The following is an 18,148-nucleotide window of genomic DNA, read 5'->3' as shown; positions in this document are numbered from 1 at the left end:
CACAGGTCGATTTCAGAGATTGGCAAACACGCTCTTCACCGCGTCGGCGGTCTTGGCCACCACGATGTCGGCCTCTTCACGCGTCAGGCAGAGTGGCGGCGCAAAACCGAGGATATCGCCCTGCGGCATGGCACGGCCAATGACGCCGCTTGCCGCAAGCGCTGTCGCCACCTGCGGACCGATCTTCTGCGAGGCGTCGAAGAACACCCGGTCGTCCCGGTCGGCGACGAACTCGACCGCCGCCAGCATGCCGTCGCCGCGCACGTCGCCGACGTTTTTATGGCCGCCGACGGCCTTGGCGAGCTCCGCGCGGAAATAGGCGCCGGTCTCGCGGGCATTGGTCACTAGGTCCATTTCGTCGATCAGTTCGAGATTGGCGACGCCGGCGGCAACGCAGATTGGATGCGCCGAATAGGTCCATCCATGGCCGAGCGAACCGAGCTTGTCGGAGCCATCGACCAGCACCTGCCACATCTTGTCGGCGACAATGACGCCCGACAGCGGCGCATAGGCCGAGGTCAGGCCCTTGGCGATGGTGATCAGGTCGGGCTTGATGCCGTAATGGTCGGAGCCGAACATGGTGCCCAGCCGGCCGAAGCCCGTCACCACCTCGTCGGCGACCAGCAGCACATCGTACTTCTTCAGTACGGTCTGGATTTTCTCCCAGTAGCCGGCCGGCGGCGGCACGATGCCGCCGGTGCCGAGGATCGGCTCGCCGATGAAAGCGGCGACGGTTTCCGGGCCCTCTGTCAGGATCATCTCCTCAAGCTTGTCGGCGCAATGCTGCGAGAACTGCTCCTCGCTCATCGAGCGGTCGGCGCGGCGGAAATAATAAGGCGCCTCGGTGTGCAGGATCGGCGCGCGCGGCAGGTCGAACGCGTTGTGGAACAGGTCGAGCCCGGTCAGCGAACCCGTCATCACGCCGGAGCCATGATAGCCGCGCCAGCGCGAGATGATCTTCTTCTTCTCCGGCCGACCGAGCACATTGTTGTAGTACCAGATCAGCTTGATGTTGGTTTCGTTGGCATCGGAACCCGAGAGGCCGAAATAGACCCGCGACATACCTTTCGGCGCGCGGTCGATGATCATCTTGGCAAGCGTAATCGAGGCCTCGGTGCCGTGACCGACATAGGCGTGGTAGTAGGCGAGGTTCTTGGCCTGGGCGGCGATCGCATCAGCAATCTTCTGGCGGCCATAGCCGACATTGACACAATAGAGGCCGGCAAAGGCATCGAGGCTCTTCCTGCCATTGTTGTCCCAGACGGTGACGCCTTCGCCGCCGGCCATGATGCGGGTCGGGCTCTCGCCGCGCGCATGCGTGCCCATATGCGTCGAGGGGTGGAAGAAGTGGTCGCGATCCCAGGCGGCGAGTTCGTTGGACTGGTCCAGCATCTTTTTGACTCCTTGAAAGGTCCGGGTGGGGTCTAGGCCACATCCAGACAGAGATATTTGAGATCGGTGAAGGCTTCGAGCCCGTGGCGCGAGCCCTCGCGGCCAATGCCGGACTGCTTGACGCCGCCGAACGGGATCGGCGCGCCGGTGATCTTGACGCGGTTGATGGCGACCATGCCGTAGTCGAGCGCGCGGCCCATGCGTTGCTGGCGGGCGCCGTTCTCGGTCACGACATAGGCGACCAGGCCATATTCGGTGGCGTTGGCGCGGGCGATCACCTCGTCCTCGCTGTCGAACGGAGTGACGGCGGCGACGGGGCCAAAGGTCTCCTCGCGCATGATCAGCGCCTCGTCGGCGACATTTACCAGCAGCGTCGGCTGGTAGAACAGTGGCCCGGCCTGGTGCCGCGCACCGCCGGTGAGACAGCGCGCGCCGCGGGTCAGCGCATCGGCGACCTGTTCCTCGACCTTCTGGACGGCGCGCTCGTGCATCAGCGGCCCGATCTCGATTTCGTGCGCAAGGCCGTTGCCTGTCCGCAATTTCTCGATGCGCGCGGCGAAGGCGGCGCAGAAGCGATCATAGATCGGACGCTGCACATAGATGCGGTTGGCGGCGAGGCAGTCCTGTCCCGACGTGGCGAATTTGGCGTCGATGGCGATGCTCACAGCCTTGTCGAGATCGGAGTCGGCAAAGACGATCAGCGGCGCGTGGCCGCCAAGCTCCATCACCAGCCGCTTCATCGTGGCGGCACTTTGCGCGGCGATCAGCCGGCCGATCTCGGTCGAGCCGGTGAAGCTCATGGCGCGAACACGCGGGTCCTCGCACATCCGGCCGACGATCGTCGAGGCCTTGCCGGTGACGATGTTGAATACGCCCGCCGGCAGGCCGGCGCGCTCGCCGAGTTCGGCCAGCGCCAGTGCCGAGAGAGGCGTTTCCGAGGACGGATGCGCGACGATGGTGCAGCCGGCGGCAAGTGCTGCGGCCGCCTTGCGGGTCAGCATCGCCGACGGGAAGTTCCACGGCGTGACGACACCGACGACACCGAGCGGTTCACGCCGCACCATCATTTCGGCGTTTGGCAGATGGCTGGTGACGCTCTCGGCGTTCAGGCGCTTGGCTTCCTCCGCATACCATTCGACGAAGGAGGCGGCATAGTCGATCTCGCCCAGCGATTCCTGCAGCGGCTTGCCCTGTTCCAGCGTCATCAGCAGGGCCAGATCATCCTTCGCGGCGGTGATCAGCTCGAACCATTTTCGCAGAATCCTTGAACGCTCCTGCGGCAACAGCGACCGCCAGGGCGGGAAGGCCCGCGCGGCGGCGTCGATCGCTTTTGTCGTTTGCCGCGCATCCAGCGCGGCGACGAAGGCGACGGTGGTGCCGGTCGCCGGATCGGTGACCTCGAAGCTCTCGGCCGCCTCGCTCGCCGTCCAGTGGCCGTCGACATAGGCAAGCTCACGCAGCAGCCGGCGGTCGGCGAGGCGGTCGAGCGCCTCGTGGCGGTGCGAACGGGCAAAATGCGCGGACATCATCGGCTGCTCCCGGTTGGGGTGATGCCGCAAGAGTAGGTCTGTCCCGCGAAGGAAAGAGGCTGTTTAAGCGCCGGTGCGTAGAGAGATTATCTCTATTGCGTGGCCCATGCAGATGATCTCTCTCGGATGTTGCTACATCTGTACCGGCAACAGATCGGCCACCGGCAGAACGGTCTCGTCCTTCACCGTCTTGATGACGATGTAGGTGAAGTAGCGGTCGATGCCGATTTCGCGCTCGAGCAAGCCGTCGACCAGCCGTTGATAGGCGTCGATGTCGCGCGCCATCACCTTCAGCACATAGTCGACGCCGCCGCCCACCGACCAGCAGGCGACGATCTCGGGGATGTCGCGGATGACGCGCTCGAAGCGGTCGAAATCGGCCTGGCGGTGGTTGGCCAGCGTCACCTCCATCAGCACGGTGGCAACGGGTGCCACGACGCGCATGGCGATCCGGGCGTGATAGCCCGAGACGATGCCGGCCTTCTCCAGCTTGCGCAGCCGCATCCAGCAAGGCGTCGGCGACAGCCCGACCTGCTCGGCCAGCGCCAGCTTGGTGATGCGTCCGTCACGCTGGATGGCTTCGAGGATTTTCAGGTCGATCGGGTCGAGTTTCGCTGATGTCATCGGCGTCCACTTTTTCGTCCACCGCACCATGACGGCGCATTATTTCGATTGTCAATTGCACTGATTTCGATCTCTAATAAGTCATGACATTGTGGCAACCCGATCCCGCGCTCATCCGGCGGCCAGCCTATCAATCGCTGGCCGACCAGTTCGCGCGCGCCATCCATGACGGGCGCCTTGCCAATGGTGCACGGCTGCCGACCCATCGCCGGCTGGCCGACGATTTGAAACTGTCGGTGCAGACGGTCAGCCGCGCCTATGAGGAACTGATCCGGCGGGGCCTGATTTCGGGTGAGATCGGTCGCGGCAGCTTCGTCCAGACACAGCGCCGCGAGCCGGAGCCACCCTATCTGCCCGAGCGGCTGGGCGAGGTTATTGATCTCTCGATCCTGAAGCCGGTCTGCGAGCCGATGCATCTGGAGCGGCTGAAGCAGGCGCTGGGCTGGCTGGCCGAAAACCTGCCGTCGAGTTCGGCGCTCTCGTTCCGGCCCAACACGGTGTTTCCGCGCCACCGCGCGGTGGCGGTCGAATGGCTGAAGCTGTGCGGCCTCGACATTTCCGCGCAGAACATCAGCCTGACCAATGGCGCCACCGCCGGCATGACGGTGGCGCTGATGAGCGTCGCGCCGCCGGGCTCGACCGTCGCCACCGAGGCGATTGGTCACCACACGCTGGTGCCACTGGCGCGCTATCTCGGCTTCAACCTCGAAGGCCTGCCGATCGACGGCAATGGCCTGATCCCCGAGGCGCTGGACGAGGCCTGCCGGCTTTCCGACATCCGCGCGGTGTTCGTGCAGCCGTCGGTGATCAACCCGACGGCGACGCTGATGGATGCCTCGCGGCGCGAGCAGATCGCAGCCGTCGCGCGCAAGCACGACATCGCCATCATCGAGAACGATGTGCTGGGTCCCCTGGTCGAGGACCGGCCGCCGCCGGTTGCTGCCTTTGCGCCGGAGCGTACGCTCTACGTTACCTCGTTCACCAAGATCACCGTGCCTGGCCTGCGCATCGGCTATCTCGCCGCTCCCGACCGCTATGTCGCGGCCGTCGCCAACCGGCATCTGGTTTCCAACTGGATGGCGACTCCGCTGGTGGCCGAGATCGCCACCAAATGGGTGACCGACGGCACCGCGATGGAACTTGTCCGCTGGCAACGCACGGCGCTGCGGCGGCGGCAGGACATCGCCGCCGAGGTGCTGGCCGGGGTCGACTATCGCGCCCGCCGCGACGGGCTGCATATCTGGCTGCAACTGCCCGCCGATCGCACCGAGGAGAGCTTTGTCGCCCAGGCACGGCTGCGGGGCGTGGCGATCGCGCCCGGCACCTCCTTCCGCATTTCGGACGCGCCATGGCATCCGGCGGTGCGCATCTCGCTGGGTTCGACGACCGAGGGGGAACTGCGTGCCGGCCTCGGCGTTGTCACCAAGCTGTTGCTTGGCGATCCGGAGCACCTGTTGCTCGCAATTTAGGCAGGCGATGTTCCGAAATTGTGCGGAATCAGAATAATTGTCATGATATTATTTTCCCAATTGACATGATTTGGCGTGTTCCGCATCGTTAAGGGCACAGGCTTCTCCAGCACGGGGAAATTCATTTGTCCGCAACCGCGCCCATCATCAAGATCGACGGCATCTCGAAGAGCTTCGGCAGCTTCAAGGTGCTGGACGGCCTGTCGATGCGGATCATGCCACGCGAGAAGCTGGCGCTGATCGGCCCGTCCGGCTCGGGCAAGACGACGATCCTGCGCATCCTGATGACACTGGAGCGCATCGATGGCGGCCACATCCAGGTCGACGGCGAGCACCTCTATCACATGGAGCGCAATGGCCAGTTGCTGCCTGCCGACGAGCGCCATCTGGCCAAGATGCGCCAGAAGATCGGCATGGTCTTCCAGCTGTTCAACCTGTTTCCACACAAGAGCGTCATCGACAATGTCACGCTGGCGCCGATGCTGACCAAGGGCATGCCGCGCGCCGCCGCTGAAAAGCGGGCGATGGAACTGCTCGAGATGGTCGGCATGGCCGACAAGGCCAAAGCGATGCCGGCGCAGCTGTCCGGCGGCCAGAAGCAGCGCGTGGCGATCGCCCGGGCGCTCGCTTTGCAGCCGAAAATCATGCTGTTCGACGAGGTGACGTCGGCGCTCGACCCGGAACTGGTCGAAGAGGTGCTCAACGTGTTGTGGCGGCTCTGCGCCGAGACCGACATGACAATGCTGCTGGTCACCCACGAGATGGGTTTCGCCCACGACTTCGCCGACCGGGTTCTGTTCTTCGATCGGGGAAAGATCGTTGAGGAGGGCAAGCCCGACGAGATTTTCCGTCATCCCAAGCAGGAGCGCACGCAAGGCTTCCTGAAGAAGATCATCGCGGCTGGACATCGCGTCTGACCGCCATGCCCGAGGAGGCAACGCCGTCCGCAAGGGCGGCGAGGCCGTCCCGTAACAAAACCAAGACAAGAAACAAGGAGTTGGGAACAATGAAGAAACTTGGCATTCTGGCCGGCGTCGCCGGCCTTGCACTGACGGCGGTGCTGGCCGCCTCGACCGCCGGTTCGGCCGACGACAGCAAGCTCGAACAGTTGAAGGCGCAAGGTTTCGCCCGCGTCGCCATCGCCAACGAGCCGCCCTATACGGCGGTCGCCGCCGACGGCAAGGTTTCGGGTGCCGCACCCGATGTGGCGCGTGAGATCTTCAAGCGTCTTGGCGTCAACGACATCGTCGCCTCGATCTCCGAATATGGCGCGATGATCCCGGGCCTGAAGGCCGGGCGCTTCGACGTCGTCACCGCCGGCCTGTTCATGAAGCCGGAACGCTGCGCGGCGGTCGCCTATTCCGAGCCGGTGCTGTGCGATGCCGAGGCGATGCTGGTGAAGAAAGGCAATCCGAAAGGCTTCAAGAGCTATGAGGATGTCGCCAAGGACGCGACTGCCACGATTGGTGCGCCGGGCGGCGGCACCGAGGAGAAGCTGGCGCTCAACGCCGGCGTGCCACGCGAACGTGTCATCGTCGTGCCGGATGGGCAGAGCGGCGTGAAGATGCTGCAGGACGGCCGCATCGACGCTTATTCGCTTCCCGTCCTGTCGATCAACGACCTGGTCAAGAAGGCCGCTGATCCGAACCTCGAGGTGATCGCACCGGTGCAGGGCGCGCCGGTCTATTGCGACGGCGCCGCCTTCAAGAATGGCGACGAGGCGTTGCGCGACGCCTACGATGTCGAACTGGCCAAGATGAAGAAGTCCGGCGAGTTCGCCAAGATCATCGAGCCCTATGGCTTCTCGGCGGCGGCTGCGATGTCGACGACGCGCGACAAGCTCTGCGCGGCCAAGTAGGCGCGCTTTTCCCTTCTCCCCGTTTACGGGGAAAAGGTGTCACGAAGTGACGGATGAGGGGCGGCGCCAAGTTTTGTCAGGCTAGCTCCGCCGCTCATCTGCCTGCCGGCATCTTCTCCCCGTGAACGGGGAGAAGGGACCCAAGAGCGAACGATGGAAACCGAATGACCCAGTGGTCCGGCTATCTCGGCCTGATATTGCAGGGAGCGCTTGTCACCATCGAGCTGACGCTGATGGGGTCGGTGCTTGCCTTGATCATGGCCTTTGTTGCCGGGATGGGGCGGCTGTCGCGTTTCTTCGTGCTGCGCGCGCTGGCCACAGCCTATATCGAGTTCTTCCGCGGCACCTCGATCTTCGTGCAGTTGTTCTTTGCCTATTTCGTGTTGCCGCTGGCGGGCGTCGAACTGACCCCGTTGCAAGCCGGCGTGCTGGCACTGGGGCTCAATGTCGGCGCCTATGCCGCCGAAGTGGTGCGCGGCGCTGTGCAGTCGATCGGCCGCGAACAGCACGAGGCTTGCATCGCGCTCAATCTCGGCCGCTGGCAAGGCATGCGCCACGTCATCCTGCCACAGGCGTTTCTGGTGATGCTGCCGACCTTCGGCAACAACGCCATCGAACTGCTCAAGGCGACCGCCGTCGTCTCGCTGATCTCGCTCGCCGACCTCACCTTCCAGGCACAGGTGGTGCGCGCCCAGACCGGCAACACCATGGTGCCGTTCACCACCATCCTGATCATCTATTTCATCCTTGCGCTGCTCATTTCGTGGGGCGTCCGCTCGCTGGAACGCCGCTTGGCGCGCGGCCTCGACGGGGTGCGCGTCTGATGGCCGGAGCCTGCTGATGGAATGGGATTGGAATTTTGTTTGGGAAATCATGCCGACCCTGATCCAGGGGGTGAAGATCACCATCCTGGCGACGCTGCTCGGCTCAGTTCTGGCGGCGATCGTCGGGCTGGGCATCGCACTGGCGCGCCGCTCGCCCAACAAGGCCTTGTCACGTACGGTCGGTTGGGCGGCCGAATTCATCCGCGGCACACCGCTTCTGGTGCAGCTCTATTTCATTTTCTACGTGCTGCCCGACATCGGCATTCTGCTGCCGCCGCTCGTCGCCGGCGTCATCGGTCTCGGGCTGCACTACGGCACCTACACCGCCGAGGTTTATCGCGCCGGCATCGACAATGTGCCGCGTGGCCAGTGGGAGGCCGCCAAGGCGTGTAATCTCAACGCCAGGCAAACCTGGATCCACATCGTCATTCCGCAGGCCATCCCGCCGATGATCCCGGCGCTGGCCAATTATTTCATAGCCATGTTCAAGGAAACGCCGCTGCTGTCGGCGATCACCGTGCTGGAGCTAATGAACCAGGCGAAAAGCGTCGCCAATACTTATTACCGCTATATCGAGCCGATCACGCTGGTCGGCGCTTTCTTCCTCGCCATCAGTCTTTGCTCGGTCGTGCTGCTGCGCTGGCTGGAACGCCGCTACGGCAAGATCGAGAGGTAATCCGTGAAACCCTTGCCTGAGATAAAGATCCCTCCGGAACGGCCCGTGCTCGATGATCGTCCGCTGGAGCGGCGCGTCGGCCTGATCATCCTTGCCACCGACCACACGACCGAACCGGACTTTCGCCGCATGGTGGCGAGCGAGCGGATCGGCGTCTATGTCGCGCGCATCCCCTACGCCAATCCGACGACGCCACAAAACCTGCGCAAGATGCAGCCGGCGCTGACGGCCGGCGCGGCGCTGATCCTGCCCGACGAGAAGCTCGACGCCGTCTGCTATTCCTGCACTTCGGCCTCGGTGGTGATCGGCGATACCGAGATCGAGGCGGCGATCCAGGCCGCCAAGCCCGGCGTGGCCGTCGTCACGCCGCCAATGGCTGGCGTGCGTGGGCTGAATGCATTCGGTGTGCGCAGGATCAGCATCCTCACGCCTTACACCGTCGAGACCAGCAGGCCGATGGCGGCCTACTTCGCGGCGAAAGGGTTCGAGATCGCCAGCTTCACCTGTCTCGGTTTCGAGGACGACCGCGAGATGGCGCGCATCGCACCGTCTGCGCTTGTCGATCTCGCGCGTCAGGCGACACACGCGCGGGCTGACGCATTGTTCATGTCCTGCACGGCGCTGCGGGCCGCGCTCGCGGTCACCGGGATGGAACAGGCGATCGACCGCCCGGTGGTCACCAGCAATCAAGCGACCGCCTGGAACTGCCTGCGTCTTTGCGGCGACAAGACAGCCCATCCCGAGTTCGGTCGTCTGATGACGCTGCCGCTGCCGCGCGATTGACGATCATGGCACAGGTTACTCCCAACGACATCGACGCCGCGCGTGAACGCATTGCCGGCAAGATCGAGCGCACGCCGACCGTGATATCCCAGAGTCTTTCCGATCGTCTTGGCGTCCCGGTCCATCTCAAGCTCGAACACCGCCAGATCACCGGCAGCTTCAAATTGCGCGGCGCCTCGAATGCCGTCGCTTCGCTGAACGCGGAGCAGAAGGCGCGCGGCGTGGTTGCGGCCTCGACCGGCAATCACGGTCGGGCGCTGGCGCATGCGGCGAAGCTTGGAGGCATGCGCGCGGTGATCTGCATGTCGCGGCTGGTGCCGGGCAACAAGCTCGACGAAATCCGCCGCCTTGGTGCCGAAATTCGTATCGTGGGCAACAGCCAGGACGATGCCCAGCAGGAGGTGGAGCGGCTGGTGGCGCAAGAGGGGCAGGTCATGCTGCCGCCCTTCGACCATCCGGCGATCATTGCCGGGCAAGGCACGCTCGGCTTGGAGATGCTCGAGCAGGTCCCGGACGCCGCCCTTGTGCTGGTGCCACTGTCCGGCGGCGGCCTGGCCGCGGGCATTGCCGCTGCCGTCAAGGGCGTCAGCCCCAGGACAAAGGTCATCGGCGTCTCGATGGCGCGTGGCGCGGCGATGAAGGCCAGCCTCGATGCCGGCCGGCCGATACTGGTGGAAGAGTTGCTGACGCTGGCGGATTCGCTCGGCGGTGGCATCGGCCTCGACAACCAGCTGACCTTCGCCATGTGCCGCGACCTGCTCGATGATGTCATCCTGCTTGGCGAAGATGAAATCGCCGCCGGCATACGCCACGCCTATGCGCAGGAGCGCGAGATCGTCGAGGGCGCCGGCGCGGTCGGCATCGCGGCACTGCTCGCTGGCAAGGTCAAAGCAAACGGGCCGGTCGTCGTGCTGCTCTCGGGCCGCAACATCGATATGGGTCTGCACCGGACAATCGTCTGCGGCGAGATGGTGGCAACTTCGGAGCGCGCCGCATGAGCCGGATGACCATCCTCACCGAAGCCGAATTGCGCAAGATCGTGACGCTCGATCTTGACACCGTCGCTTGCGTCGAAAACGCCTTCCGCGCGCTTGCCACCTTGCCGGTGGCGATGCCGCCGATCCTGCGCCTCGACATCCCCGAGTATCGCGGCGAGGTCGACGTGAAGACCGCCTACGTGCCCGGCATCGACGGCTTTGCCATCAAGATCAGCCCCGGCTTCTTCGACAATCCGAAGCTCGGCCTGCCCAGCGTCAACGGCATGATGGTGCTGCTGTCCGCCAAGACAGGGTTGGTCGAAGCGCTGCTGCTCGACAATGGCTATCTCACCGATGTCCGCACGGCCGCAGCTGGAGCGGTCGCGGCCAAGCATCTGTCGCGGCCGGATTCGGCTGTCGCCGCCATCTTCGGCGCCGGCGTGCAGGCCGGATTGCAGCTGGAAGCACTCATGCTGGTGCGGCCGATCGCCGAGGCGCGTATCTGGGCGCGCGATGCCGTCAAGGCTGAAGCCGCGGCCGGCGCCTTGCGCGAAAAGCTCGGCATCGTCGTGCGTGCCGAACCCGATGCGGCGGAAGCGGTTGCCGGCGCCGACATCGTCGTCACCACCACGCCTTCGACTAAGCCGGTGATCAAGGCCGGCTTCGTCTCCGCAGGGCAGCACATCACCGCGATGGGCTCGGACGCCGAGCACAAGAACGAGATCGCACCGGCCATCCTGCGCATGGCCGATCTCTATGTCGCCGACAGCGCCGCCCAGACAAGACGGCTGGGTGAGCTGCATCACGCCATCGCGGCGGGCGTCATGGCCGCCGACGAACAGGTGACCGAACTCGGCCAGATCATCGCCGGCGAACGACACGGCCGGCGTTCGGCCAGCGACATCACCATCGCCGACCTGACCGGCACCGGCGTGCAGGACACCGCGATTGCCACGCTCGCTCGCGACCGGGCGCGCGCGGCCAATTCTGGAACGATTTTCGAAAGCTGATGCTGGCCCGCAGGAGCATGATCCGGAAAAGTGGAAACCGGTTTTCCGAGAAGATCATGCTCAAGCAAAATTACCTGGAGCCGGATTCAACGAAGTTGAAAAAGGCCCCAGGCCCAACAAACGAGGAAGCAAAAGAATGATGCCGAACCTGAAATTCTCGCGCGGCGAATATGCGGATCGCCTCGCCAAGACACGGCAAGCCATGGAGGCCAAGGGTGTCGATCTCCTGATTGTCAGCGACCCGTCCAACATGGCCTGGCTGACCGGCTATGACGGCTGGTCGTTCTATGTGCACCAGGCGGTCATCGTGCCACCATCGGGCGAGCCGGTCTGGTATGGCCGTGGCCAGGATGCCAACGGCGCCAAGCGCACCGCCTATCTCGCGCACGACAATATCGTCGGCTACGCCGACAACTATGTACAGTCGACCGAGCGCCACCCGATGGATTATCTGTCCAGCGTGCTTGCCGATCGCGGCTGGGGCAAGCTCGCCATCGGTGTCGAGATGGACAATTACTGGTTCTCCGCCGCTGCCTTCGCATCGCTGCAAAAGCATCTGCCCAATGCCCGCTTCGTCGATGCCACCGCTCTGGCGAACTGGCAGCGCGCGGTGAAGAGCCCGACCGAAATCGGCTATATGCGCAACGCCGCCCGCATCGTCGAGGCCATGCACCAGCGCATTTTCGACAAGATCGAGGTCGGCATGCGCAAATGCGATCTGGTCGCCGAGATCTATGACGCCGGCACGCGCGGCGTCGACGGCATCGGCGGCGATTATCCGGCGATCGTGCCGCTGCTGCCGTCCGGCGCCGACGCCTCGGCGCCGCATCTGACATGGGACGACAAGCCGATGAAGCGGGGCGAGGGCACTTTCTTCGAGATCGCCGGCTGCTATCACCGTTATCACTGCCCGCTGTCGCGCACCGTGTTCCTCGGCAAGCCGACGCAGGAGTTCCTCGATGCCGAGAAGGCGACGCTGGAAGGCATGGATGCGGGCTTGGCGGCAGCCAAACCCGGCAACACCTGTGAGGACATCGCCAATGCCTTCTTCGCGGTGCTGAAGAAATATGGCATCGTCAAGGACAACCGCACTGGCTATCCGATCGGCCTGTCCTATCCGCCGGATTGGGGCGAACGCACGATGAGCCTGCGCCCCGGCGATCGTACCGAGCTCAAGCCCGGCATGACCTTCCATTTCATGACAGGCCTGTGGCTGGAGACGATGGGACTGGAGATCACCGAGTCGATCCTGATCACCGAAACCGGTGTAGAGTGCCTCGCCAACGTGCCGCGCAAGCTGGTGGTGAAGGATTGAAACCGATGTCCAGTCTCCGCCCGTCGCCGATAGCGCCGACCGTCGATTTCGACCGCGACGGTGTCCAGCACGGCTTCCTGCGCCTTCCCTACAGCCGCGACGATTCGGCCTGGGGTTCGGTGATGATCCCGATCTGCATCATCCGCAACGGCAAGGGGCCAACAGCGCTGCTGACCGGCGGCAACCATGGCGACGAGTATGAGGGGCCGTTGGCGCTCTACGATCTCGCCCGCACGCTAGACCCAAAGGATGTCGGCGGCACGGTGATCATCGTGCCGGCGATGAACTATCCGGCCTTTCGCGCCGGCACACGCACCTCGCCGATCGACAAGGGCAACATGAACCGCAGCTTTCCCGGCCGACCGGACGGCACGGTGACCGAGAAGATCGCTGACTATTTCCAGCGCGAATTGCTGCCGCGCTCCGACATCGCGCTCGATTTCCATTCCGGCGGCAGGACACTCGACTTCGTGCCCTTCTGCGCGGCCCATATCCGGCCGGACAAGGCGCTGGAGGCGCAGGGGTTCGCGGCTGTCGAAGCGTTTTCCGCACCCTGGTCGATGAAGATGCTGGAGATCGATGCGGTCGGCATGTTCGACACTGCCGCCGAGGAGATGGGGAAACTGTTCATCACCACAGAACTGGGCGGCGGCGGCACCTCACGCGCGCAAACCGTGCGGATCGCGCGGCGCGGCGTGCTCAACGTGCTGCGCCATGCCGGCATCGTTGCCGGCGCGGTCGAGACGAGCCCGACGCAATGGCTCGACATGCCGTCGGGTGACTGTTTCTCGTTCGCCGAGGATGACGGCATGATCGAGACTATGGTCGATCTTGGCGAACCCGTCGAACAAGATACGGTGCTGGCGCGGATCCATTCCGTCGGCCGTACCGGTATTGTGCCCCAGGAGATCCGGGCAAAGATGTCGGGCCTGCTGGCTGCGCGGCATTTTCCCGGCCTGGTAAAGGCCGGCGACTGCGCGGCCGTGGTGGCTGTGGAAGTCTGAACGATTCCGCGGGGGATCCCTTGCCTTGCATCCCTCGCGGAGCCTCTGACGCGGCGGAAAGAAGCAGGATAACGAGCAGAGTCGACATTGCATGAGGATGTCACTATATAGCGGCGGCTTCGACCCGCGCGCCTCACGGCAGCACCCCCGAAGCACCTGTAAATGTGTTACGCATTGCGCCATCTATTGTGACGAAATCGGCTCGGAAACCGGAAAAAAGCAAATAGAAACAGTGGCGCAAAGCTGGGTGTGGCCCAGCCAACGGTATCAACCCTCCAGAATCAGAAAATGCTCTTGAACCCTCGATTTCCTTTGGCTCTGTGGACCTTGGATGAGATCGGCTTGCCGGTTGGTGACGACTCGGCTGGAATGGGGACATGCATCCTTTGCCGGATGCCGACGTTTATGATTACCAACCGGCTTTGCCGCCAGGGAACAGCAGCATGAGTGAACACGCGATCGAGTTCTTGCGGGGATGGATCGGCGAAAAGGTCCAGTGCCAGCCGTCCCAGGCCAGGATCGAGAAGCAGGCCGAGACACTGGCCAAGGAATGCGCTGCCAAGGCGGCGGAAGTCGGCATCCCCCTGGAGGACATCCAGGAGGAAGTCGGCGACATTCAGGAACTGATAGCGTCCCGGCTCGAGGAAGCGGCCGAGGCCGACGAAAACCAGCAGGCGTCCAGCAAAGCCGCGGAATGACCGCTTAGAGCAATTCCAGGAAAAGTGTGAAACGGTTTTTCCCGGGAAAAGCGCACAGCGCTTTCCCTTGGGAGTTGCGTCAAAACAAAGAGTCTAAAGCGACCCTGTCTTGAAACGCGGGTCTGTTCGGCCCGCGTCTTTGTCTCGGCTGTTCCGTTCAGCCGAACTTCTCTTTCAGCCACGTCTTCGGCAGCGCCGGGACGAAATTACCGTCGCGCCCGGTCATGTCGTCGTTGGCGACCAATGCGTTGAGGATCGCTTCCTCAATGCTCTGGATCACCGCATCGAAAAACGGATCGATGTCGGTGTCCGGAACAAAGTCAGCGCTGGCGATCCGGCCCGACCGTGCCAGTGCCGCGCTCGCATTGGCGGTCGAGAAGGCGAGAAAAATGTCGCCTGAACTGTGATAGCCGAAGCCGCCGGTCATGGCGACGCCGAGCGGCACGCGGCGTGCCAGCCGCTTCATCTGATGCGGCAGGAACGGCGCATCGGTGGCAATGACGGCGATGATCGAGCCCTTTTCGGCGCGCGGCGTGCCTTCGCGGATCGCCGGTTCGGCGAGCTCGGGCCCGGCGCGCAGGCCGCGAACCGTGAAATTGTGCCGTTTGCCGAAATTCGACTGCACGAAGGCGCCGACCGTATAGGCGCGGCCGTGCCATTCGACGACGCGCGATGCGGTGCCGGAACCGGCCTTGAAGCCAAAGGTGATCATGCCCGTGCCGCCGCCGACACTGCCTTCCTCGATCGGGCCGCTGGCGGCGCCGTCAAGCGCCTGGACAACGTGTTCGAACGTCAGATGGTGGCCGTTGATATCGTTGAGGAAGCCGTCATAGGTCTCCGCCGCTACCGGCAGGCCCCAGGCGCTGTCGAGTGCGGCCGGCAGCACTTGGTTCATCCAGTGCAGCGTCCCGTCGCGCGAGACACCGCAGGAATGCGTGTTGGTGATGGTGACCGGGAAGTTGAAAGCGCCGGTTTCCTCGACGATGTGCGAGCCGGTCAGCTCGCCATTGCCGTTCTGGCTGAAGATGCCGGCAAAGACCGGCGTGGCAAGATCGGCGCGCGGCCTGGGCAGGATCGCGGTCACGCCGGTGCGTACCGGTCCCTTGCCGACGACGAGCGCGCCATCGCCAGAAACAAGCGTGGAATAACCGACCGCGACGCCGGGCACATCGGTGATCGCATTGAACGGCCCGGGCGTCCCGTCGAAGCCGATGCCGAAGCTTCGTGCGCGCGGCTTGCCCGAAGGTGTTGCCAGATGGTGCGGATTGTCGGTCATGGCCTCAGAACAGCGATCCCTGATTGCCGGGCTCCTTGGCCTTGGCCGCTGGCTTGGCCACCGCTTTCGGTTTTGCCGCGCCGCTGGTTGCCACCGCATCGGCCGTCCCGTCGGCGAACTCCAGCGAAAGCGCCATTCCCGATACCACGTCGGCCGCCTGCTTGATCACGGCGCCGTCGGCGTCCTTCACCAGGGCGAAGCCGCGCGCCAGCACGGCCTTGTGCGACAACGTGGTCAGCAGGCGATCGGCCTGGCTCAGTTGTCCGCGCAGGCGCTCGAGCCGCACCGAGATCACCCGATCCTGCCGGCGTGCGAGTGCCGCCAGCGCGTCCCCTTGCAGTTTCTGGCGCCGTGCGATCGGTGCCGGCGACAGCCGCGTCGCGGTGCGCGAAAATCGCGCGCGACGTTCGCGTATGATGGCGAAGAACGCCGCCTGCGCGCGGGCGAGGTCGCGGCCGGTCAGCGTGCGGGCTTCGTTGATGCGCCGCGACAGCGTGGCTGGCGTCAGCCTTTGGCCTTGAAGCCGTGCCCGCTTGCGGTCGACGCTGACGGACAGGGCCCGGCCGAGCCTAGATGTCGCTTCGTCGAGGCGTCGGCGCGGCAGCGCCAGCAATTGATCGGGCGAGGGCAGCGCGCGGGCGGCGGCACGGGCTGCCTGCCGCTTGCGTTCGAAATTGCGCAACACCGCCGCCTTGAGCCGTGCGCCAAGACTGGCAAGCGTCGCTTCGAGGTCGGCCTTCACCGGTACGGCAATTTCGGCCGCACCCGTCGGTGTCGGCGCTCGCACATCGGCGACGAGGTCGATCAGCGTCCAGTCGGTCTCATGGCCCACGGCCGAGATCACCGGAATGCCGGAGGCGGCGACGGCGCGGGCGAGCGCTTCGTCGTTGAAGCCCCAGAGGTCTTCGAGGCTGCCGCCGCCGCGCGCCACGATCAGCAGGTCCGGGCGCTGAATGGTGCCATCCCAGGCCAGCGCGTTGAAGCCGGTGACGGCTGCGGCCACTTCCGCGCCTGACGTCTCGCCCTGCACGCGCACCGGCCAGACCAGGATATGCAGCGGGAAGCGGTCCTTGATCCTGTGGATGATATCGCGGATGACGGACCCCGTCGGCGAGGTGACGACGCCGATGACGCGCGGCATGAATGGCAGCAACCGCTTGCGACCGGTGTCGAACAGGCCCTCGGCCTGCAGCCGGCGCTTGCGTTCTTCCAGCAGCGCCATCAGCGCTCCGGCCCCGGCGGGCTCCAGATTGTCGATGACGATCTGGTAGTTGGACTTGCCGGGATAGGTGGTGAGCTTGCCGGTGGCGATCACCTCCATCCCCTCCTCGGGGCGGAATTTCAGCCGGCTCATCGTGCCCTTCCACACCACGGCGTCGAGCCGGGCGCGGTCGTCCTTCAGCGCGAAATAGGCATGGCCGGACGAATGCGGCCCGCGATAGCCGGATATTTCGCCGCGCACCCGCACATTGCCGAAGACGTCCTCGACCGTGCGCTTCAGCGCGCCGGAAATCTCGCTCACCGTGTATTCGGTGGCGTTGGTGCGTGATTCGGATGCTGCCTCGCTCATCGCCCGATTGGGCGATGGTTAGCCCTCCACGTCAAGGCGCCCGTGTCAGGTCAGGCTTTTATAGACTGGTGATCCTGCCTACCAGCCCGGCAGGATCTGGTTCGGCTTGGTCCGCTTCATCTTGGCGAAGGCGAGTGCCGCGAAGTCGAATGTGCCGGTCTCTTCGCCTAGGGGCACGGAGATGTTGTCCAGGCTTTCCGAAATATGGCGGGCGAGCGCGTCGACGATCTCCGGCCGAGATGTCTGGCCGCGCATGATGCCGATGCGGCAATCGGGCAGGGCGCCGAAGCCGTCGGCTTCGCCCAGCACCCTCATGCCGGGCCTGAGCGCGCATTCCGGCAGCACCGAGATCGCCAGGCCCGAAAGCACCGCTGCGGTGATGACGGTTGCCGAGAAACTGGTGAACAGGATGCGATAGTCGCGGTTCTGCCTGTCGAGCACATCGACAGCGGCGCGCCGCCAGATGCAGTTCGGCCGGCCAAAGGCCATCGGCAACGTCTGTTGTTCGTGCGTTGCATGGTTGGCCGAGGTGACCCACAGCAGCGGCTCGCGCCGCACCACTTCCGACTGGCCGCGCGTGTCGTTGTGCGTCACCAGCGCCAGATCGAGATTGCCGCGCTTGATATGTTCGACCAGCCCCGGCGTCGGTTCGCAGATGACGGTCAGTTCGACGCGCGGATTGGAGCGCGTGAATCGTGCCATGATCTCGGGCAGGAAACGGTCGGCATAGTCGTCGGGCGTGCCGATGCGGATCGTGCCTTCGAGCCGCTGGTCGTCGAAGGCCGCCAGCGTTTCGCGGTTGAGATAGAGTAGCCGCCGCGCGTAGGAGAGCAGTTTGTCGCCTTCCTCGGTCAGCCTGTTGGTGCGCCCATCCTTCTCGAACAGCGGCTTGCCGATCCGCTCCTCCAGCCGGCGCATCTGCATGGATACCGCCGACTGGGTCCGGTGTACCTCTTCGGCCGCCCGGGTAAAGCTGCCTGTGTCGGCAATCGAGATGAAGGTCTGCAACTGATCAAGATCGAGCGGCGCTTTCATCGGTCCAATCCATCACTAGTGTTGATGCTAAAGATTAGAAACATTCGTTGGATTAATCAATCGGGCGATGGCAAATTGCCGATGTCCACATGAAGGCATGTGAATTGG

17 protein-coding genes are annotated in these 18,148 nt (G+C 64.3%); 11 read left to right on the top strand and 6 right to left on the bottom strand.

Going from position 1 to position 18,148, the window contains the following annotated elements:
• Positions 1-12: 12 nt before the first annotated feature.
• The 3 genes from AC56QP_RS09255 to AC56QP_RS09245 all read right to left on the bottom strand — a co-directional run bounded on the left by AC56QP_RS09255 (position 13) and on the right by AC56QP_RS09245 (position 3,545).
• Entirely contained in the window at positions 13-1,392 is a 1,380-nt protein-coding gene (locus tag AC56QP_RS09255) for an aspartate aminotransferase family protein (RefSeq protein WP_489859986.1), read from the bottom strand.
• Between the two features lie 32 nt (positions 1,393-1,424).
• Positions 1,425-2,918: an NAD-dependent succinate-semialdehyde dehydrogenase gene (locus tag AC56QP_RS09250; RefSeq protein WP_489863645.1), complete on the bottom strand. Its 1,494-nt coding sequence runs from the start codon at positions 2,916-2,918 to the stop codon at positions 1,425-1,427.
• Between the two features lie 135 nt (positions 2,919-3,053).
• A complete protein-coding gene (locus AC56QP_RS09245; RefSeq protein ID WP_091586046.1) occupies positions 3,054-3,545 on the bottom strand; it encodes an Lrp/AsnC family transcriptional regulator in 492 nt (163 codons plus the stop codon).
• An 83-nt stretch (positions 3,546-3,628) separates the two neighbouring features.
• Here AC56QP_RS09245 and ehuR point away from each other — a divergent pair, with 83 nt between their 5' ends.
• The 11 genes from ehuR to AC56QP_RS09190 all read left to right on the top strand — a co-directional run bounded on the left by ehuR (position 3,629) and on the right by AC56QP_RS09190 (position 14,159).
• Positions 3,629-5,014 carry a MocR-like ectoine utilization transcription factor EhuR gene (gene ehuR, locus AC56QP_RS09240; RefSeq protein ID WP_489859987.1) on the top strand — a complete coding sequence of 462 codons (1,386 nt, stop codon included), beginning with the start codon at positions 3,629-3,631 and terminating at the stop codon, positions 5,012-5,014.
• Positions 5,015-5,139: 125 nt separating this feature from the next.
• Positions 5,140-5,931: an ectoine/hydroxyectoine ABC transporter ATP-binding protein EhuA gene (ehuA, locus tag AC56QP_RS09235; RefSeq protein ID WP_489859988.1), complete on the top strand. Its 792-nt coding sequence runs from the start codon at positions 5,140-5,142 to the stop codon at positions 5,929-5,931.
• A gap of 89 nt (positions 5,932-6,020) precedes the next feature.
• Positions 6,021-6,872: an ectoine/hydroxyectoine ABC transporter substrate-binding protein EhuB gene (gene ehuB, locus AC56QP_RS09230; RefSeq protein ID WP_489859989.1), complete on the top strand. Its 852-nt coding sequence runs from the start codon at positions 6,021-6,023 to the stop codon at positions 6,870-6,872.
• A gap of 164 nt (positions 6,873-7,036) precedes the next feature.
• Positions 7,037-7,696 carry an ectoine/hydroxyectoine ABC transporter permease subunit EhuC gene (ehuC, locus tag AC56QP_RS09225; RefSeq protein WP_489859990.1) on the top strand — a complete coding sequence of 220 codons (660 nt, stop codon included), beginning with the start codon at positions 7,037-7,039 and terminating at the stop codon, positions 7,694-7,696.
• A 16-nt stretch (positions 7,697-7,712) separates the two neighbouring features.
• Entirely contained in the window at positions 7,713-8,372 is a 660-nt protein-coding gene (gene ehuD, locus AC56QP_RS09220; RefSeq protein ID WP_489859991.1) for an ectoine/hydroxyectoine ABC transporter permease subunit EhuD, read from the top strand.
• A 3-nt stretch (positions 8,373-8,375) separates the two neighbouring features.
• Positions 8,376-9,155: an ectoine utilization protein EutA gene (eutA, locus tag AC56QP_RS09215; RefSeq protein WP_489859992.1), complete on the top strand. Its 780-nt coding sequence runs from the start codon at positions 8,376-8,378 to the stop codon at positions 9,153-9,155.
• Positions 9,156-9,160: 5 nt separating this feature from the next.
• Positions 9,161-10,153, top strand: a complete 993-nt coding sequence (gene eutB / locus AC56QP_RS09210; protein ID WP_489859993.1) for a hydroxyectoine utilization dehydratase EutB — start codon at positions 9,161-9,163, stop codon at positions 10,151-10,153.
• On the top strand, positions 10,150-11,142 hold the full coding sequence (gene eutC, locus AC56QP_RS09205; RefSeq protein WP_489859994.1) for an ectoine utilization protein EutC: 993 nt from the start codon (positions 10,150-10,152) through the stop codon (positions 11,140-11,142). Before eutB ends, eutC begins: the two co-directional genes overlap by 4 nt.
• 136 nt (positions 11,143-11,278) lie before the next feature.
• A complete protein-coding gene (gene doeA / locus AC56QP_RS09200; protein WP_489859995.1) occupies positions 11,279-12,457 on the top strand; it encodes an ectoine hydrolase DoeA in 1,179 nt (392 codons plus the stop codon).
• 5 nt (positions 12,458-12,462) lie between these two features.
• On the top strand, positions 12,463-13,461 hold the full coding sequence (gene doeB / locus AC56QP_RS09195) for a N(2)-acetyl-L-2,4-diaminobutanoate deacetylase DoeB (RefSeq protein WP_489859996.1): 999 nt from the start codon (positions 12,463-12,465) through the stop codon (positions 13,459-13,461).
• Between the two features lie 443 nt (positions 13,462-13,904).
• Positions 13,905-14,159, top strand: a complete 255-nt coding sequence (locus AC56QP_RS09190) for a DUF768 domain-containing protein (RefSeq protein WP_091586006.1) — start codon at positions 13,905-13,907, stop codon at positions 14,157-14,159.
• A gap of 157 nt (positions 14,160-14,316) precedes the next feature.
• Here the strand turns inward: AC56QP_RS09190 and AC56QP_RS09185 are convergent, their stop codons facing one another.
• The 3 genes from AC56QP_RS09185 to AC56QP_RS09175 all read right to left on the bottom strand — a co-directional run bounded on the left by AC56QP_RS09185 (position 14,317) and on the right by AC56QP_RS09175 (position 18,040).
• The gene (locus AC56QP_RS09185) at positions 14,317-15,435 is read right to left on the bottom strand and encodes a DmpA family aminopeptidase (protein ID WP_489859997.1); all 1,119 of its coding nucleotides are present in this window, start codon (positions 15,433-15,435) and stop codon (positions 14,317-14,319) included.
• Positions 15,436-15,439: 4 nt separating this feature from the next.
• On the bottom strand, positions 15,440-17,005 hold the full coding sequence (gene xseA, locus AC56QP_RS09180) for an exodeoxyribonuclease VII large subunit (protein ID WP_489859998.1): 1,566 nt from the start codon (positions 17,003-17,005) through the stop codon (positions 15,440-15,442).
• A 78-nt stretch (positions 17,006-17,083) separates the two neighbouring features.
• A complete protein-coding gene (locus AC56QP_RS09175; protein ID WP_497100600.1) occupies positions 17,084-18,040 on the bottom strand; it encodes a LysR substrate-binding domain-containing protein in 957 nt (318 codons plus the stop codon).
• Positions 18,041-18,148 lie beyond the last annotated feature (108 nt).

The sequence above is a fragment of the Mesorhizobium sp. RCAM 05104 genome, assembly GCF_059683645.1.
Note: the sequence above shows the minus strand (reverse complement) of the source record. Positions and strands in the feature narration are given on the sequence as shown.

Coding starts and splice junctions, on each gene's coding strand:
- AC56QP_RS09255 (WP_489859986.1), bottom strand. CDS start 1,392: ATGCTGGACCAGTCCAACGAACTCGCCGCCTGGGATCGCGACCACTTC.
- AC56QP_RS09250 (WP_489863645.1), bottom strand. CDS start 2,918: ATGTCCGCGCATTTTGCCCGTTCGCACCGCCACGAGGCGCTCGACCGC.
- AC56QP_RS09245 (WP_091586046.1), bottom strand. CDS start 3,545: ATGACATCAGCGAAACTCGACCCGATCGACCTGAAAATCCTCGAAGCC.
- ehuR (WP_489859987.1), top strand. CDS start 3,629: ATGACATTGTGGCAACCCGATCCCGCGCTCATCCGGCGGCCAGCCTAT.
- ehuB (WP_489859989.1), top strand. CDS start 6,021: ATGAAGAAACTTGGCATTCTGGCCGGCGTCGCCGGCCTTGCACTGACG.
- ehuC (WP_489859990.1), top strand. CDS start 7,037: ATGACCCAGTGGTCCGGCTATCTCGGCCTGATATTGCAGGGAGCGCTT.
- ehuD (WP_489859991.1), top strand. CDS start 7,713: ATGGAATGGGATTGGAATTTTGTTTGGGAAATCATGCCGACCCTGATC.
- eutB (WP_489859993.1), top strand. CDS start 9,161: ATGGCACAGGTTACTCCCAACGACATCGACGCCGCGCGTGAACGCATT.
- eutC (WP_489859994.1), top strand. CDS start 10,150: ATGAGCCGGATGACCATCCTCACCGAAGCCGAATTGCGCAAGATCGTG.
- doeA (WP_489859995.1), top strand. CDS start 11,279: ATGATGCCGAACCTGAAATTCTCGCGCGGCGAATATGCGGATCGCCTC.
- doeB (WP_489859996.1), top strand. CDS start 12,463: ATGTCCAGTCTCCGCCCGTCGCCGATAGCGCCGACCGTCGATTTCGAC.
- AC56QP_RS09190 (WP_091586006.1), top strand. CDS start 13,905: ATGAGTGAACACGCGATCGAGTTCTTGCGGGGATGGATCGGCGAAAAG.
- AC56QP_RS09185 (WP_489859997.1), bottom strand. CDS start 15,435: ATGACCGACAATCCGCACCATCTGGCAACACCTTCGGGCAAGCCGCGC.
- xseA (WP_489859998.1), bottom strand. CDS start 17,005: ATGAGCGAGGCAGCATCCGAATCACGCACCAACGCCACCGAATACACG.
- AC56QP_RS09175 (WP_497100600.1), bottom strand. CDS start 18,040: ATGAAAGCGCCGCTCGATCTTGATCAGTTGCAGACCTTCATCTCGATT.